We start from the raw sequence: 16,435 nt of genomic DNA on the forward strand, positions 1-16,435 counted from the left end.
ATGGTTTGTGATCGTATCACAAGCCACCAAGGGGACGATCCATGCACGCCAAACCGCTTTTCACCGCCGCTCTAGCCGCCTGCGCACTGGCGGCCGTACCGCTGACGGCCCAGCCGCAGGGCGCGCCGGGGACGCAAGACGCGAGCGCGGTCGCCGCAGGCAGCTATGCGACCGATCCGTCGCATACGCTCGTCCAATGGTCGGTCAGCCATTTCGGCTTCAATCCCTATTGGGGCAGCTTCGGCGATGTCGAGGGCACGCTCGAGATCGATCCGGCGAACATCGAAGCCGCCGAGCTCGACGTGCGAATTCCCATCGGGTCGGTCGCGGTCGTCAGCGAAGGGTTACGCGACCATCTGCTGCGCGACGGCGAGGATGGGGCCGCGCCCGATTTCTTCGGAGCGAACCCGGGCAACGCGCATTTCGTCTCGAACGCGGTTCGCCGCACGGGTCCCAACAGCGCGACCATCCACGGAACGCTGACGATGCTCGGCCACAGCGCCCCCGTGGCGATCGCGGCCGACTTCACGGGAGCGGGTGCCAATCCGATGAACGAAGCGCAGACCATCGGCTTTACCGGCCGTGCGCGCATCAAGCGGTCCGACTTCGGGGTGAATTATGCGCTTCCGGCGATTTCGGACGAAGTCGACCTGATGATCACCGCCGCGTTCGAGCGGCAGTAGCACGATGAAGCTCACGCTGTTCGGCGCCACGGGCGAGACGGGAAAACTGCTGCTCGACCAGGCGCTGGCAGCGGGGCACGAGGTGCGCGGGGCAGAGCGGGACTTTCCGGAAGGCTTTTGCGATCACCCCGCGTTCGAGGCGCGGCATGCCAATCTCCTGGAAGATGATCTGGCCGATGTCGTAGAGGGCAGCGATGCGGTGGTAAGCGCGGTCGGGTTGCCGCGGGATCCCCGCAGTCTCGCCGACCCGCCGCCGCTCTTTACCGAGGGCGCAGTGCGGATCGTGCAGGGGATGCGCAAGGCGGGGGTCAAGCGGCTGGTGGTGATCAGCGCCGCCTTCGTCGACAAGGACGTTTCGATCCCCGACTGGTTCAAGGCCGCGATCATGCCGCTGCGCCGCCAGTTCCGTCAGATGGGGGAGATGGAGCGCGTCCTGCGCGTCGCCGACGACCTGGACTGGACCGCCGTGCGGCCCGGCTGGCTGCTCGATCGCCCGCACACCGGCGACTATCGCGTCGGGCTGGACGATCTGCCGGAGAGCGCCTTCCGCACCCCCCGCGCCGACCTCGCCGATTTCATGCTGAAATGCGCGAGCGAGGGGCTGCATGTGCGCGAAACCCCCTTCATCGCTCGCAAGGAAAGCACCGAGGACGAAAGCCCCGCCGCGCTCATCGACGAGGTTCGGAAGGGCTTTCGGCTCTAGTCAGAGCGCCTCGACGATGGTCGCGTTGGCGATGCCGCCGCCTTCGCACATGGTCTGGAGGCCGAAGCGTTCGCCGCGCTGGCGCAGCGCGTGGACGAGGGTGGTCATCAGCTTGGTGCCGCTGGCGCCCAGGGGGTGGCCCAAGGCGATCGCCCCGCCGCGCACGTTGAGCTTGGCGGGGTCGGCCTCGGTTTCGGCCAGCCACGCGAGCGGGACGGGGGCGAAGGCTTCGTTGACTTCATAAAGGTCGATGTCCGCATGGCTGCGGCCCGCGCGCTCCAGCACGTTCGCCGTGGCGGGGATCGGCTCCATCAGCATGATGACGGGATCGCCCGCCGTAACGGCGAGCGCGTCGATGCGGGCGAGCGGGGTCAGACCGTGGTCCTTCAACGCGCGTTCGGACACGACCAGCACGCCCGAGGCGCCGTCGCAGATCTGGCTGGCGTTGCCCGCGGTGATGACGCCGTTCGGCGCGAGCGGATCGAGTCCTGCGAGGCCCTCCATGCTCGCGTTGGCGCGAATGCCTTCGTCGCGGTGGTGGCGGACGCTATTCCCTTCCTTGTCGAGGCCGTCGAGGGGGAGGATCTCCTCGTCGAACGCGCCCGCCTCGGTGGCGGCGGCGGCCTTGCGGTGGCTTTCGAGCGCGAACGCGTCAAGCTGTTCGCGGGTCATGGCGTAGCGGTCGGCGATCATCTGCGCGCCGCTGAACTGCGAGAATTGCTGGACACCGAAGCGCTCCTTGATCGCGGGGCTGAAGGGGTCTGAGGAGAGCCCGGCCTTCGCGGGGGCCATGAAGGGGGTGCCCATCGGAACGCGGGTCATGCTTTCCACGCCCGCCGCAATGACCATGTCCTGCGTCCCGCTCATCACGGCCTGCGCGGCGAAATGGAGCGATTGCTGCGAGGAGCCGCATTGCCGGTCGATGGTGACGGCGGGGACCGATTGCGGGAGCGAAGAGGCGAGCACGCAGCTACGCCCGATGTGGAAACTCTGTTCGCCCGCCTGGCTGACGCAGCCCATGATGACGTCCTCGATCGCGGCGGGATCGACCCCGCTGTCGGCGACCAGCGCATCGAGGATGGCGGCGCCGAGATCGGCGGGGTGCCAGTCGCGCAGCGCGCCGTTCTTCTTCGCGCCCGCGGTCCGCCTCGCGGCGACGATATAGGCCTCGGCCAAAGCATCTCTCCTTCTTCGCCGCTGATGGTAGGCGGGTCGAAGGAAGGCTGCCACCCTTTCGCGTCAGTTCTGCGGGGCGAGGTAGAAGCCGTGATAGTCGGCCGCGTCGCCATCGCGGGAAAACAGCAGTGCCAGCGCGATTTCGTTGCGCTCGGGGCCGAAAAGCGCGCCTTCGAACGTGCCTGCATAGCCGGTCGATGCATCGACGATCGTGCCGCTGATCCTGTTGGTGCCGGTGGAGAGCGTTCCCTTCAGCTGGAGGCGCGCATGCTCGCGTTCCGCGCCGTTCTCGACGCGGCTGAGGACGATCGTTCCGCTCACGCCGTCGCTCCCGGCGGCGACCGACACGGTGGCCGCGCGCGCGGAAAGGCGGCTCGAGGTGAAGGTGGTGCCGCCGCCGATATAGGCGGTCGCATCGTAGCGCAGCGTCGAGGTCAGGCTGCGCGTATCGTCGCTGATCGCGCCGAAGGCGGCGGTAACCGTCTGGCGGGTTTCACCGCCGCGGTCAGGGGCTGGCGTCGCGGGCTGCTTGAGCCATGCCAGACTGACGTATCGGAGCGCGCCCGCGCCCTCGTGATGACCGAGCGAGTAGCTGTATCCGGCCCGCTCGCCCTGCCCCATGTAGATGCGCATCGGCGAGGTCGTCAGCCGTTCCGCGGCGCCGAAGTCGAGGCTTCCACCCGGGCCGGCCCAGGAGGCGGCTTCGGGCGACGGTTCAAAGCCGATGACGGGGTCGTCCGCCCAGCCATGGTTGCGGCTTTCGACATGGACGCGGCCGTCGAGCGAATATTCGGTGCTGGTCGCGGCAATCGCGAAGAGCGATTCATATTCGAACCCCTCCTCATAGGAGATCGGTACGATCGACGAGGAGTGGGTCGGCGGCGGGGTGGGTGTCGGCGTTGCGGGCGGTGTCCCTCCCGAAGCAGGCGGCGGGCTCGAGCCCTCGCCGCCGCACGCGGCGAGAACGAGACAGGAAAGGCAGACAAACGCAGACTTGATCGACATCCGACAGGCTCCAAAAGCGAAGGGTGGGACGTGCGATACCGCGCTCTCGTTGCTATCCGGTAAAGGGTGCCGCAGCACGGCAGCGCGAACCCTTTACCGGCACATGCGTTGCTTGGTAGGGCGCGGCGCCCTGTGCTAGAAAGGGGCGATACCCGCGCGACCACATTCACTCCTACCCAGAGGTTCATCATGCCCGACCTGTTCGACAATCCCGCTGGCCTCGACGGCTTCGAATTCGTGGAGTTCACCGCGCCCGAGAAGGGTATGCTCGAGCCGGTGTTCGAAGCGATGGGCTTCACCCACGTCGCCGACCACCGTTCCAAGGACGTGCAGTTGTGGCGGCAGGGGGGCATCAACCTCATCACCAATTACGAGCCCGAAAGCCCGGCATGGTATTTCGCGCAGGAGCATGGCGCGGGCGCGTGCGGCATGGGCTTTCGCGTGCGCGACGCGGCCGCGGCGTGGGATCATCTGATGGAGAAGGGCGCGCAGCCGGTACCGACCGATGCGGGGCCGATGGAACTGGTCATCCCCGCCATCAAGGGCATCGGCGGGAGCTATATCTACCTCATCGATCGCTATCAGGACGAGGCGGGCGAGGGCCTCACGATCTACGACATCGATTTCGAATATCTGGAAGGTGTCGATCGAAACCCCGAAGGTGCCGGCTTCCAGCGGATCGATCACCTCACGCACAACGTCTACAACGGACGGATGTCCTATTGGGCGGACTATTACGAGAAGCTCTTCAACTTCCAGGAAATCCGCTACTTCGACATCAAGGGCGAATATACCGGGCTGACCAGCAAGGCACTGACCGCGCCCGACGGCAAGATCCGCATCCCCTTGAACGAAGAAGGCGACGGCGGGAAGGGCCAGATCGAGGAATATCTCAAGCAGTTCAACGGCGAGGGCATCCAGCATATCGCACTTATCTGCGATGACCTTTACGCCGCGTGGGACAAGCTGAAGGAAACGGGCGTCCCCTTCATGACTGCGCCGCCCAAGACCTATTATGAGATGCTCGATGAACGGCTGCCCGACCATGGCGAACCGGTCGGCGAACTGGAAGCGCGCGGCATCCTTCTCGACGGGACGATCGAGGACGGCGCACCCCGGCTGCTCCTCCAGATCTTTGCCGAAGCCAAGATCGGGCCGGTGTTCTTCGAATTCATCCAGCGCAAGGGTGACGAGGGCTTCGGCGAGGGCAATTTCAAGGCGTTGTTCGAAAGCATGGAGCGCGACCAGATCAAGCGCGGCGCGCTGAAGGTGGAAGAACCCGCGTGAGCGCGGGTGCACCGCCGCCGTTTCATCTCGCTTTTCCGGTCGACGACCTCGAGGCCGCGCGCAGCTTCTACGGCGGCGTGCTCGGCCTTCGCGAAGGGCGATCGAGCGCGACGTGGATCGACTTCGACCTGTTCGGCCATCAGATCGTCGCGCATCTGGATCCCGATTTCGATGACCGACAGGCGCGTAATGACGTCGATGGCGACGCAGTGCCGATCTTTCATTTCGGGCTGGTGCTCGATTTCGACGCCTTCGACACGCTGGCGGCACGGTTGAAGAAGGAAGGCGCGCGCTTCCTGATCGAGCCGCGCACGCGGTTCGAGGGGCAACCCGGCGAACAGCGCACCATGTTCGTGCGCGATCCGGCGGGCAACGCGCTGGAATTCAAGGCCTTTGCCAGCGCGGACCGGATTTTCGCGACCGAGTGATCGATGGGGCCAACGGTCGGCGCGCTCTTCGATTGACCCAGTCGATTGAACTCATGAACGCAAAGCGTTGGACGGAACGGGGCCGCGTCCCGCATCATTGGGAGCATACGAGTTTCCCATAAACGCGAGAGGAGTCCCTTCATGGACATCGAAAAAGGCAAGATCGGGGGCGGCTGCCCCATGCATGGCGACCGCGAGATGCGTTCGCTGCTCGGACGCACGAACCGCGACTGGTGGCCCGACCAGCTCAACCTGGAAATCCTCACCGAGGACGGCAAGGCCGCCAACCCGATGGGCGAAGACTATGACTATCCCGCCGCCTTCCTGAAACTGGACTACAAGGCGCTGAAGGCCGACATCAAGGCGCTGATGACCGACAGCCAGGAGTGGTGGCCCGCCGATTATGGCCATTACGGACCCTTCTTCATCCGCATGGCGTGGCACGCGGCGGGCACCTATCGCACCGGCGACGGGCGCGGCGGTGCGTCCTCCGGCCAGCAGCGCTTCGCCCCGCTCAACTCGTGGCCCGACAACGGCAACCTCGACAAGGCGCGGCGCCTTCTGTGGCCGATCAAGCAGAAGTACGGCAAGCATATCAGCTGGGCCGACCTCTTCGTGCTCACCGGCAACATCGCGATCGAGGACATGGGCGGGCCCGTGTTCGGCTTCGGCGGCGGCCGCGCCGACGTGTTCGAACCTGAACTTGTCTACTGGGGCACCGAAGAGCAGTGGGTCGACGAAGGCGTGCCGACGCGTATCAACCCCGACGAAGGCAAGGCGCTCGATAATCCGCTCGCCGCGATCCAGATGGGCCTCATCTACGTCAATCCCGAAGGCCCGGGCGGCAATCCGCACGATCCCGAAGGCATGGCGCGCGACATGCGCGAGACCTTCAGCCGCATGGCGATGAACGACGAGGAAACCGTCGCGCTCACCGCGGGCGGCCACGCCTTCGGCAAGTGCCACGGCGCCGCGCCCGCCGACACGTTCGGCAAGGCGCCCGAAGGCGAGAACCTGCATTCGATGGGCTTCGGCTGGCTCACCGATCCCGAAGAGATCGGCAAGGGTCACATCACCACCTCGGGGATCGAGGGCGCGTGGACTCCCAATCCGACCGAGTGGGGCAACGATTATTTCCGCCTGCTCTTCAAGTACGAATATGAGCTGACCAAGTCGCCCGCAGGTGCCAACCAGTGGACCCCGATCGACCCGGAGGAAGCCGACATGGCCCCCGACGCGCGCGATCCGTCCAAGAAGGTGCCGACGATCATGACGACGGCCGACATGGCGCTGAAGCGTGACCCCGACTATCGCAAGATTTCGGAGCGTTTCCGTGACGATCAGGCCGCGCTCGACGATGCCTTCGCCCGCGCGTGGTTCAAGCTGACCCACCGCGACATGGGGCCCAAGGCTCGCTACCTCGGCCCGGAAGTGCCGTCGGAAACGCTGATCTGGCAGGACCATGTTCCCGAGGGCAAGGAAGCCTCGGCCTCCACGGTCAAGGCGTTCAAGGACAAGGTGAAGGCGAGCGGCATGACCGTTCCCGAGGTCGTCAAGGCGGCCTGGGCCTCGGCCAGCACCTATCGCAAGTCCGATCATCGCGGCGGCGCCAACGGCGCGCGCGTCCGGCTCGCTCCGCAGAAGGATTGGGCGGTCAACGACCCCGAGGAACTGTCGGGCGTGCTCGCCAGGCTCGACGAGATGCGCGGCAGCCTGTCGATGGCCGACGCGATCGTGCTGGCTGGCGCGGCGGCGATCGAGAAAGCAGCCGCCGACGGTGGTTTCAAGGTCGATGTCGACGTGACGACGGGCCGCGGCGACGCGACCGACGCGGACACCGATGCCGAGAGCTTCGAGCCGCTGGAACCGTTCGCCGACGGTTTCCGCAACTATCTGAAGACCAAGGCCAGCGTGAAGACCGAGGACATGCTGATCGACCGGGCGCATCTGCTCGACCTGTCGCTGCCCGAAATGACGGTGCTGCTGGGCGGTATGCGTGCGCTGGGCGCGGTCAGCGAACATTCCGAGCATGGCAACCGCATCGGCGTCCTCACCGACCGTCCGGGCGTGCTGACCAACGACTTCTTCGTCAATCTGCTGGAAATGGGCACGATCTGGGAAGTGGTCGACGAGAGCGGCGACGAGGAATTCGTCGGCAAGTGCCGCAATCAGGGCACCGAGAAGTGGCGCGCCACGCGCACCGACCTCGTGTTCGGCTCGAACTCGCAGCTACGCGCGATCGCCGAAGTCTATGCCGAGAAGGGCAACGAGGAGAAATTCGTGAAGGACTTCGTCGCCGCGTGGACGAAGGTCATGGACGCCGACCGCTTCGACCTGCGGTACAAGAAGTACGCCTGAACCTCGTCGCGACGGCAATAGGAAGGAGGGCCATCGGAGACGGTGGCCCTTTTTCGTGCGCGGCCGCGAGGCGGGTTGCGCTTCGACGATGTGCCGCTAGTCTCGCCCTCCATCCATTTCGCTGTGCCTGGGGGGCGCTGAACCATGAATTTCGAAACGATCGACAATATCTCCGGCTTTATCTGGGGAGGGGTGTGGAACGGCGACCAGGTCATTCCGCTCCCGCCGATGGTGCTGATCCTCTTCGGCGTCGGCCTGTGGATCATGGTCGGGCTCAAATTCTATCCGCTTCGCCAGCTCGGCAGCGCCTTTTCGGGGCTGTTCGCGGGGCGCAAGAGTTCAGGCGCGGGCGAGATCTCGCCCTTCGCGGCCTTGTCGACGGCGCTCTCGGGCCAGGTCGGCACGGGCAACCTGGCGGGGGTCGCCACGGCGATCACATTGGGCGGGCCCGGCGCCATCTTCTGGATGTGGATCACCGCGTTGATCGGCATGGCGCTGGCCTTCGCGGAAGGGTCGCTGGCTATCCGCTACCGCGAGAAATCGGCGGGCGGTACCTATCGCGGCGGGCCGATGAGCTACATCATGATGGGGCTGGGTCCCAAGTGGACGTGGCTCGCGATCCTCTTCTGCATCGGCACGCTGTTCAGCGCGGTCGTTACCGGCAATTCGATCCAGTCCAACTCGATCGCCGACAGCTTCGGCGAATTGTTCGGCTTCGAGGAATGGCTTTCGGGCATCATCGTCGCGGTTGCGGTGTTCGCGGTCATCGTCGGCGGCATCAAGTCGATCGGCTCGGTCGCGGAAAAGGTCGTTCCCTTCATGGCGGTGGCCTACATCCTGCTCGCGCTGCTCGCCCTCATCCTCAACTTTGGCGATCTCGGGGAAACCTTCGGTCGCATCTTCGGTGGCGCCTTCAGTCCGCAGGCCGCCTCGGGCGGCTTCCTCGGCGCGATGATCATCATCGCGATCCGGGCCGGTGCGGCGCGCGGCCTCTTCTCGAACGAGGCCGGGCAGGGTTCGACCCCGATCGCGCACGCGGTCGCGCAGACCGACGATCCCGAACAGCAGGGCCGCATGGCGATGCTCGGCACGTTCATCGACACGATCGTCATCTGCACCATGACCGCGCTCGTCATTCTCACCGTAGCGGGGGACTTCGACTATAACGGCGAGCCCGTGCGGCACGCCTGGCAGTCGGGTCTCAACGGCTTCGAGATGACCTCGGCGGCCTATGGCGCGGCGTTCCCGCTGCCCATTCTCGGCATTCCGATCGGTACCTTCATCGTGTCGGTCGCGCTGATCCTGTTCGTTTTCACGACGCTCCTGACGTGGAGCTATTACGGCGAGCGCGCGATCACCTTCATCTACGACCGCACCCCGGGCGCGAGCGTGAAGGGCGAGAAGGTGCTGCACTTCCTGTGGCGTCTGCTCTGGTGCGTGGTCATCTTCGTCGGCGCGAGCGTGGATCTCGAGCTGGTCTGGCGCATGGGCGACATCTCGAATGCCGCGATGGCGCTGCCGAACCTTCTGGCGCTGGCGCTGCTGTCTGGCGTCGTCTTCAAACTCGCCAAGGGCCAACGCGATGCGGGACCGACGCACGAGCTGAAGAAGATCGTCAAGGAAGGCGACGACGGCACGATCGACCGCGGGCCGCCGCCGGGCGTCGGCCACTAGGAACGAGCAATCTGCATGGGCGGGGTCGGAGGAAAGTCCGGCCCCGCTTCGATTTTACATGCTGTTTTCGATCTCGTTGAACTGCTCGCCGTTGGCTTCGCGCAGCGTCATGAAGGCGCCGACACAGGCGACCGCGATGAGCGAGGCCAGTATCGCATATTCGATCGCGGTGGCGCCGCGCGTGTCGGCGAGCATCGTCTTCAGTCGGGTCATTCTTCGTCCTCTCCGGCACGTAAACGAGTGTCTCGGTAACGCGATTTAGACGGCTGGGGTTAACGTTGCGTAACCACGCCCGTTATCAACGGAAGTTGCGGCCCTTGGGGATGCAGTCGACGTTGCGCGGATGGACGCCCGTCGTCCGGCCCTGATGCAGTTCGGGCATCGTCCCGCTGCCGCCGCCTGCCACCTCGTCGCCGCGCCCGCCGTGCGGTGCCCACGCCCCGCCACCGTCGCCGCGTCCGGCCGCCGGGGCGAGGAGGCGGTCGGAGAGGCTGGAGAGCAAGGCGGTATCGTCTTCCAGTTTCGCCGCGATGACGTGGACGACCGCATCGTCGTGCTGGACGATGCCGGTGACGTTCAGGAGCCGCGCGCCCATGACGATGGGGCGGTAGGCCTCGAAGGCGTCGGGCCAGATGACGAGGTTGGCGACGCCCGTCTCGTCCTCGATGGTGGTGAAACACACGCCCTTGGCGCTGCCGGGGCGCTGGCGGATGAGGACGAGGCCGGCGAGGCGGACGCGGCGTCCGTAGCGCATCGAGCGGAGCTCGCCCGCGGTCACGCAGCCCATCGCGGCATAATGTTGGCGAAGGAAGCTCATCGGGTGTGCCTTCAGGCTGAGGCGCGTGGTCTGATAGTCGGTGACGACCTGTTCGGACAAAGGCATCTGCGGCAGGCGGACCTGCTCGACTTCCCAGCCCTCGTCGCGCGCGTCGGCGGCTTCGAACAACGGCAGTGCAGGCGCGCCCTTCAGTGCCTTGGCGTCCCAAAGCGCGGCGCGGCGATCGAGTTTGATCGAGCGGAAGGCATCGGCTTCGGCGAGCCGTTCGACGGCGGCGACCCCGACGCCCGCGCGGCGTTTGACGTCTTCCACGCTTTCGTAAGGCACCGACGCGCGGGCGGCGACGATGCGGGTGGCGTCGTCCAAACGCATCCCGTCGATCTGGCGCAGTCCGAGTCGCAGCGCCATACGCGGGCTGGGCGGGGGCAGGCTGTCGGGCGCCCAGGCGTCAGCCGGGAGCGCGGTCGAACCCCAGCTACGGCGCTGCGCGACCGGCTCGGCGTCGGTCGGCTCGAGCGTACAGTCCCAATGCGAATGGTTGACGTCGACGGGGCGCACCTCGACCCCATGCTCCTTGGCATCGCGGACGATCTGCGCGGGGGCGTAGAAGCCCATCGGCTGGCTGTTGAGCAAGGCGGCGGCGAAGGCGGCGGGGTAGCGCCATTTGAGCCAGCTCGATACGTAGACGAGCAACGCGAAACTGGCCGCATGGCTTTCGGGAAAGCCATATTCGCCAAAGCCGCGGATCTGGTGGAAGCAGCGCTCGGCGAACTCGGGATCGTAACCGCGCTCCACCATGCGCCCGACCATCTTGTCCTGAAGCAGGTCGATGGTGCCGCGGCTACGGAAGGTCGCCATCGCCTTCCTGAGCTGGTTGGCCTCCGCGCTCGAGAACTTGGCTGCATCGAGCGCGATCTTCATCGCCTGTTCCTGGAAGACGGGGACGCCCAGCGTGCGGCGGAGGATACGCTCCAGTTCGTCGGGTTCGCCATGATCGGGGTCGGGGCAGGGGTAGCAGACCGGCTCCTTGCCCTGTCGGCGCTTGAGGAACGGGTGGACCATGTCGCCCTGGATGGGACCTGGGCGGACGATCGCGACCTCGATGACGAGATCGTAGAATTCGCGGGGACGCAGGCGTGGCAGCATGTTCATCTGCGCGCGGCTCTCGACCTGGAAGACGCCTAATGAGTCCCCCTCGCACAGCATGTCGTAGACGCCGGGCTCTTCCTTGGGCAGCGTCGCGAGGTCCCACTTCTCGCCGTGATGCGCTTCGATGAGGTCGAAGGCCTTGCGGCAGCAGGTCAGCATGCCGAGCGCCAGCACGTCGATCTTGAGGATGCCCAGCTCCTCGATGTCGTCCTTGTCCCACTCGATGAAGGTACGGTCGGGCATCGCGCCATTGCCGATCGGCACGGTCTCGGTCAGCGGGCGCTCGGTGAGGATGAACCCGCCGACATGCTGCGAGAGATGGCGCGGCATGCCGATCAACTGTTCGGCGAGGTGGACGGTGCGCTTCAGGTGCGGGTCGCTGAGGTCGAGGCCCGCTTCGGCGACGCGCTCCTCGCGCATCTCGCTTTCCATCGACCCCCAGAAGGTGGCGGCGATGGCGGCGCACACGTCTTCGGACCAGCCCATCACCTTGCCGACCTCGCGGATCGCCATGCGCGGGCGGTAGTGGATGACGGTCGCGGCGATGCCGGCGCGCTCGCGGCCATATTTGGCGTAGATGTGCTGGATCACCTCCTCGCGCCGCTCATGCTCGAAATCGACGTCGATATCGGGCGGCTCCTTGCGCTCTTCGGAAATGAACCGTTCGAACAGGAGGTCGGTAGTCGAAGGATCGACCGCGGTGATGCCGAGGCAATAGCAGACGGCGCTGTTGGCGGCCGACCCGCGGCCCTGGCACAGGATCGGCGGGTCGAGCCCGCGTGCGTAGGCGACGATGTCGTGAACGGTCAGGAAGTAGCGCGCGAAGTCGAGCTTTTCGATCAGCGCCAGTTCCTTCTCCATCTGTTTGATGACGCGGACGGGCACGCCCTCGGGCCAGCGATCGCTCGCGCCTTTCCAAGCCAGATGGACGAGGTGCTGCTGCGGCGTGCGCCCGCCGGGGCAGGTTTCCTGCGGATATTCATATTTGAGTTCGTCGAGGCTGAAGCGGATCGCGTCGGCGAAAATGCGGGTAGCGGCAATGGCGTGCGGCCAGCGCTCGAACAGCGCCTTCATCTCGCCCGGGCTCTTGAGGTGACGCTCGGCATTGGCGTGCAGCCGCCAGCCCGCGGTTTCGAGCGTCACCTTGTCGCGGATGCAGGTCATGACGTCCTGCAGCGGGCGTTTCTCCGGCGCATGATAATGCACGTCGTTGGTCGCAAGGATCGAGAGGCCATGGGCGCGGGCAAGGCGATCCAATCGCTCGATGCGCGCCACATCGTCACCCCGATAGAGATAGGATGCACCGATATGGTTCATACTCGGTAAGCGGGAGACGAGGGTCGGCAGGGTCTGTTCGAAGGCGTCCAGATCCTCCCCCGGCATGGCGATGAAGGCGATGTCGGCGGCATGATCGGCGATTTCGGCGAGCGTGAGGTCGCATTCCCCTTTCTCGCTGCGCATCTTGCCGAGGCTGAGGAGCACCGAGAGGTTCGCATAACCCTCGCGGGTGAGCGGGTAGGCGAGAAGTTCGAAGCGCGCCGGGTCGCTGTCCGGCCGATTGCAGTTGGCGGCGGGTTTTTCGACCAGCGAGGGCGGGCGATCGAAGGTCAGTCGGGACCCGATCAGCGGCTTCAGCCCGGCTGCCTTGGCTGCACTATGCACCCGCACCACGCCCGCGAGCGTATCGCGATCGGCGACCCCGATGGCGTGCATCCCTTTCTCCAATGCGGTGAGCACGAGTTCGATCGCATCGGAGGCGCCAGTGAGGAAGGTGAAGGGGGTGGTGACGGCCATCTCGACATAATCGGCAGGCGGCACGGCCACGACGGGGCCATCGCCCGCGAGCAGGCGTTTTTTGGAAAAGGAGGCGGGACTGGCGTCAGGCATGAGTCACCCGAACAGGCCGTGAATGTACCATTGCGGTTCGCCACCGCGCCCATCGCCGAAGAGGCCCTCGCGAAAAATCCAGTAGCCTCGGCCGGCCTGGTCCTCGACGCGATAATAGTCGCGCAGCCGCGCGGGGCGATATTCACGCCACCATTCGGGCGCGATCCGTTCGGGGCCCTGCACGCGCTTGATGTCGTGGACCGCGCGGCGCCAGACGAAGCGGCGGGGCAGGCCTTCGGGAGTGGCGTAGAGGACGCTGATCGCCTCGGGCGTGTCGAGCAGGCGCTCGGGGCGGGGGGCCTGGACAGGGATAGCCTCCTCACCTTGCGCGTCGGCGAGCGCCGACTGCCAGCCGGACGAGCGTTCGGGCATGTGGCTGGCCCGGCGGCGCGGGCGGGTGACCGCGTGGGAGCCCAGTTTGGTGGCGATGCGATCGACAAGCCGTCCGACCGCGACGCCCGTGGGTTCGCCGCCGTCGAGCGCATCCTGTGCGGCGTCGAGGCGTTCGGGTGCCAGCGCGGTGAGGGTGAAGGCGTCGAAGCCGAACTCGGGGTTCATCTCGCCCGTCTTCTCGGCGAGCAGGCGGTGGAGGTGCTTGGACTCGCGCGTGGCGAGCGCGGTGCCGGCGCGGATGGCGGCGACCGACCCGTCGACGCGATAGCCGGCCAGCTCGATTCCGCGCAGGCCAAGGCGTTCCGCCTCCAGCTTGCGGGCGAGGTTGGGGACAAGCAGGTCGAGGGCTTGGCTCGCGGCCGACGGATCGGCGACCGGCTCCTTCAGCTTGAGGAGCGCGCGGGGTGGGGGCGTGTCGCGCGTGGCTGTGAGCGGCTCCTCGGCGCGGCCCAGGGCGCGGTCGAGCGCGTCCAACGGGTTGTCGGGGCTGCGGAATCGGCGCGCGAGGCTGCGGCGCTCGATCCCCGACAGGCTGGCGATGGTCTTGAGGCCGAGGCGGTTCAGCGTCTGCACGACGGCGGGCGAGAGGCGCAGCGCGGCAACGGGTAGCGGGGCAAGCTGCGCGGCCAGCGCGCCCGAGGCGAGCTTGCGTTCGATCGTGTTGCGGGGAGGAGCGCCGAGCTGTGCCGAGCCAAGTTCGCCCCTCCCCGACCCCTTGCGGGGATACTGGCCCGACCCCTCGCGGGAATTCGGGCCCGACCCCTCGCGGGAACTTCCGGTCCCGTAATGCGCCAGCGCCCAGGCGGCGAGCGCGGTATCGGCGACGGCGGTGCGGGCGGTGAGGCCCATCGCGTCCAGCCGCCGCTCCACATCGTCGAGCATCATCTCCTCGCCGCCGAACAGGTGCGCGGCGCCGGTCGCGTCGAGGCGAAGCGAGGCGGGCCCGTCCTGCTCGACCGTCGGCGACCAGCGGCCCGCCCAGCGCACCAGCCGCTTCATCAGCGCCGCGTCGCCTTCGTGATCGCACGGTACGGCGTCGAGCGCCGGATCGAGCGCGCGCGCATCGGTGAGGCGCATGCCCGCGCGGATTCCGATCGCGGCGGCAGGATCGCTGACCGCATGGACGAGCAACCCGTGGCTGCCTTCGCGGGTCAGCGCCACGCGCGCGTCGGGATCGCGCTCGACATCAAGCTTCTCCCATCGCTCGATCGACAGGCGCGGGAGCCAGATCGACACGATCCGGCGACGGATAGGCCGCGCGCTCATCGGCCCATTCCTCCACGCCCGGCGGATGGCCGCGCGCACGAAACCGGTCGAGCGTCAGTCGGCTGGTGCCCGGTGCCTTGGGGTCGAAGGGATGGGCGAGGCTCGGCAGGCTTTCCACCCGCCAGCGCCAGCGCGCGCCCGAGAGGTTGGCCTGCCCCGCGCCCAGCCGGACGAGCCAGCAGGGCACGCCTTGGCGTTCGGACGCGAAGGCGAGACGGCGCGTGGCGGTGAAATCCATCCGCGCATGCGCGCCCCATGCTTCGCCGATCACGGCGGCTAGTCCTTTGCATCGGAGGCCCTCCTCCATGACCCAGAGCAGCCGCGGGGTGTCGGGCACGGTGACATGGATGATCGAGGGAAAGTCCCCGAGGCCGGGGGGATGGATGCGCCCGGCCTCGAGGATCGCCATCCGTTCCTGGACCCACAGCACGGGCCCCGCCCGGGGGAGAGCGGCGGCCAGCAGACGGGTCCAGCCCGCATCGCGCGGATGGACGGCGAAGAGTTCGGCGAGCGTGGGCGATGACGGCAGCAGCGGCCCGCGTCCCGGCATTCCTTGCGAGCGCGCCTCCCCCTCGCCGTCATCCCGCTTGGGGAAGGACGGTTCGACAGCCCGCACGACATCGCCCGCGGACCGTTCGCACGGCGCCACGGAGCGGTCGTCGGGGCGCAGGGGAAACCTGTTCGCCACACGACTCGCAATCACTTTGTTCTTCGTTTGTTCTTATTCGCGCGAGTCCGGGGCCGGAGTCAAGAATCGCGGATCGGCAGGGCTGGAGAGCGGCCTGGACGCCCCCGACTCGGCTCAACTCGCCGCGCGGATCGCCGCCCGGCGCTCCTTGCGGTTGTGCCGCCTGGCGCGGCGGCGTTCGCGCCAGTCCATCGTCGGCGACTGGCCCTCGGCTTCGGCAACGAAGCGATTGATGTTGCGCGCAATGCGACTGAGCGCGGGCCGCCACACGGCGAACCCCATGTGCTGGGTGTCGATCTCGACCGCACGGTCGCAATGGATCTCGCCCTTGCCGCACGCCGCGCCCGGCGCGACGACGCCGTCCTTTCGGCTCCAGAACGCGATGGTGGGGACGGGCGGCTTTTCCTCGAAGCGCGGGAAGGGCGGCTCGTGGACGTCATGGCCGGCCACCCACTCATAGACCCAGCGCGCCGAATTGTTCGTCTTGAGGTCCCCGCAAAAGGGCGACGCGAGCGTGACCACCGCGCGCACCTTGCCGGGGCAGCGGCGCGCCAGTTCGCGCGCGTAGAGACCGCCGAGGCTCCAGCCGACGACGAGAACCTGCTTGCCCTCGCCGATAGCGTCGATCCGCTCTTCCAGCGCATCGATCAGGCCCGCATAGGCACCCTTGTTCGTCCCCAGTTGCCAAGGATGCGCGCGCCAGCCGTAGCGACCGAGCGCGTGGCGGATGAGGTGGGTGCCGCGATCGGAGGTGAGGAAGCCGGGAATGACGAGCGCGGGCGGCCCGTCCTCGGGGCCGTCGGCACCGTCGGGTCCGCGAAACCCCGCCAGACGCGGCAACTGCCAGGCAATCTCGCGCACCCTGTCCCAGCCCGTCGGGGCCAGTTCGGAGAGCGTATCGCTGGGCAAGGCGTTGGCGGCTTCCATCTTCACTGGAAGAATGGCGAAACGAGACTGAAG

At 66.9% G+C, this 16,435-nt stretch carries 13 protein-coding genes; 6 read left to right on the forward strand and 7 right to left on the reverse strand.

What is annotated here, in order from left to right; genetic code table 11:
- The first annotated feature begins 41 nt into the window (after positions 1-41).
- Entirely contained in the window at positions 42-683 is a 642-nt protein-coding gene (locus WJS89_RS08485; protein ID WP_346340506.1) for a YceI family protein, read from the forward strand.
- A gap of 4 nt (positions 684-687) precedes the next feature.
- Positions 688-1,386, forward strand: a complete 699-nt coding sequence (locus WJS89_RS08490; protein ID WP_346340507.1) for an NAD(P)-dependent oxidoreductase — start codon at positions 688-690, stop codon at positions 1,384-1,386.
- On the opposite strand, the gene WJS89_RS08495 is transcribed toward WJS89_RS08490, so the two are convergent.
- Positions 1,387-2,562: an acetyl-CoA C-acetyltransferase gene (locus tag WJS89_RS08495; RefSeq protein WP_346340508.1), complete on the reverse strand. Its 1,176-nt coding sequence runs from the start codon at positions 2,560-2,562 to the stop codon at positions 1,387-1,389.
- A gap of 63 nt (positions 2,563-2,625) precedes the next feature.
- A complete protein-coding gene (locus tag WJS89_RS08500) occupies positions 2,626-3,567 on the reverse strand; it encodes a hypothetical protein (protein ID WP_346340509.1) in 942 nt (313 codons plus the stop codon).
- 189 nt (positions 3,568-3,756) lie between these two features.
- On the opposite strand from WJS89_RS08500, the gene hppD reads away from it, so the two are divergent.
- The 4 genes from hppD (at position 3,757) to WJS89_RS08520 (ending at position 9,314) form a co-directional block, all read left to right on the forward strand.
- A complete protein-coding gene (hppD, locus tag WJS89_RS08505) occupies positions 3,757-4,854 on the forward strand; it encodes a 4-hydroxyphenylpyruvate dioxygenase (RefSeq protein WP_346340510.1) in 1,098 nt (365 codons plus the stop codon).
- Entirely contained in the window at positions 4,851-5,282 is a 432-nt protein-coding gene (locus WJS89_RS08510) for a VOC family protein (protein ID WP_346340511.1), read from the forward strand. The genes hppD and WJS89_RS08510 overlap by 4 nt, the downstream gene beginning before the upstream one ends.
- Before the next feature lie 141 nt (positions 5,283-5,423).
- Positions 5,424-7,640, forward strand: coding sequence for a catalase/peroxidase HPI (gene katG, locus WJS89_RS08515; RefSeq protein ID WP_346340512.1), 2,217 nt, complete (start codon positions 5,424-5,426; stop codon positions 7,638-7,640).
- A gap of 144 nt (positions 7,641-7,784) precedes the next feature.
- Complete coding sequence (locus WJS89_RS08520) at positions 7,785-9,314, forward strand: alanine/glycine:cation symporter family protein (protein ID WP_346340513.1); 1,530 nt, start codon at positions 7,785-7,787, stop codon at positions 9,312-9,314.
- 54 nt (positions 9,315-9,368) lie between these two features.
- On the opposite strand, the gene WJS89_RS08525 is transcribed toward WJS89_RS08520, so the two are convergent.
- From WJS89_RS08525 to WJS89_RS08545, 5 genes are all read right to left on the reverse strand, one after another.
- Positions 9,369-9,527, reverse strand: a complete 159-nt coding sequence (locus tag WJS89_RS08525) for a Flp family type IVb pilin (protein WP_346340514.1) — start codon at positions 9,525-9,527, stop codon at positions 9,369-9,371.
- An 85-nt stretch (positions 9,528-9,612) separates the two neighbouring features.
- A complete protein-coding gene (locus WJS89_RS08530) occupies positions 9,613-13,128 on the reverse strand; it encodes an error-prone DNA polymerase (protein WP_346340515.1) in 3,516 nt (1,171 codons plus the stop codon).
- A gap of 3 nt (positions 13,129-13,131) precedes the next feature.
- Positions 13,132-14,787 carry a DUF6504 family protein gene (locus tag WJS89_RS08535; protein ID WP_346340516.1) on the reverse strand — a complete coding sequence of 552 codons (1,656 nt, stop codon included), beginning with the start codon at positions 14,785-14,787 and terminating at the stop codon, positions 13,132-13,134.
- Positions 14,708-15,475 carry an ImuA family protein gene (locus tag WJS89_RS08540; RefSeq protein WP_346340517.1) on the reverse strand — a complete coding sequence of 256 codons (768 nt, stop codon included), beginning with the start codon at positions 15,473-15,475 and terminating at the stop codon, positions 14,708-14,710. The genes WJS89_RS08535 and WJS89_RS08540 overlap by 80 nt, the downstream gene beginning before the upstream one ends.
- A gap of 114 nt (positions 15,476-15,589) precedes the next feature.
- Entirely contained in the window at positions 15,590-16,402 is an 813-nt protein-coding gene (locus WJS89_RS08545; RefSeq protein WP_346341195.1) for an esterase/lipase family protein, read from the reverse strand.
- Positions 16,403-16,435: the final 33 nt, after the last annotated feature.

It is taken from the genome of Sphingomicrobium aquimarinum (assembly GCF_039655735.1).
GTDB lineage: Bacteria > Pseudomonadota > Alphaproteobacteria > Sphingomonadales > Sphingomonadaceae > Sphingomicrobium > Sphingomicrobium aquimarinum.

Excerpts from the sequence above, each read along its gene's own strand:
- WJS89_RS08525 (WP_346340514.1), bottom strand. The coding sequence starts at position 9,527 with ATGACCCGACTGAAGACGATGCTCGCCGACACGCGCGGCGCCACCGCG.
- WJS89_RS08490 (WP_346340507.1), top strand. The coding sequence starts at position 688 with ATGAAGCTCACGCTGTTCGGCGCCACGGGCGAGACGGGAAAACTGCTG.
- WJS89_RS08530 (WP_346340515.1), bottom strand. The coding sequence starts at position 13,128 with ATGCCTGACGCCAGTCCCGCCTCCTTTTCCAAAAAACGCCTGCTCGCG.
- katG (WP_346340512.1), top strand. The coding sequence starts at position 5,424 with ATGGACATCGAAAAAGGCAAGATCGGGGGCGGCTGCCCCATGCATGGC.
- WJS89_RS08545 (WP_346341195.1), bottom strand. The coding sequence starts at position 16,402 with ATGGAAGCCGCCAACGCCTTGCCCAGCGATACGCTCTCCGAACTGGCC.
- WJS89_RS08520 (WP_346340513.1), top strand. The coding sequence starts at position 7,785 with ATGAATTTCGAAACGATCGACAATATCTCCGGCTTTATCTGGGGAGGG.
- WJS89_RS08485 (WP_346340506.1), top strand. The coding sequence starts at position 42 with ATGCACGCCAAACCGCTTTTCACCGCCGCTCTAGCCGCCTGCGCACTG.
- WJS89_RS08500 (WP_346340509.1), bottom strand. The coding sequence starts at position 3,567 with ATGTCGATCAAGTCTGCGTTTGTCTGCCTTTCCTGTCTCGTTCTCGCC.
- WJS89_RS08535 (WP_346340516.1), bottom strand. The coding sequence starts at position 14,787 with ATGAGCGCGCGGCCTATCCGTCGCCGGATCGTGTCGATCTGGCTCCCG.
- hppD (WP_346340510.1), top strand. The coding sequence starts at position 3,757 with ATGCCCGACCTGTTCGACAATCCCGCTGGCCTCGACGGCTTCGAATTC.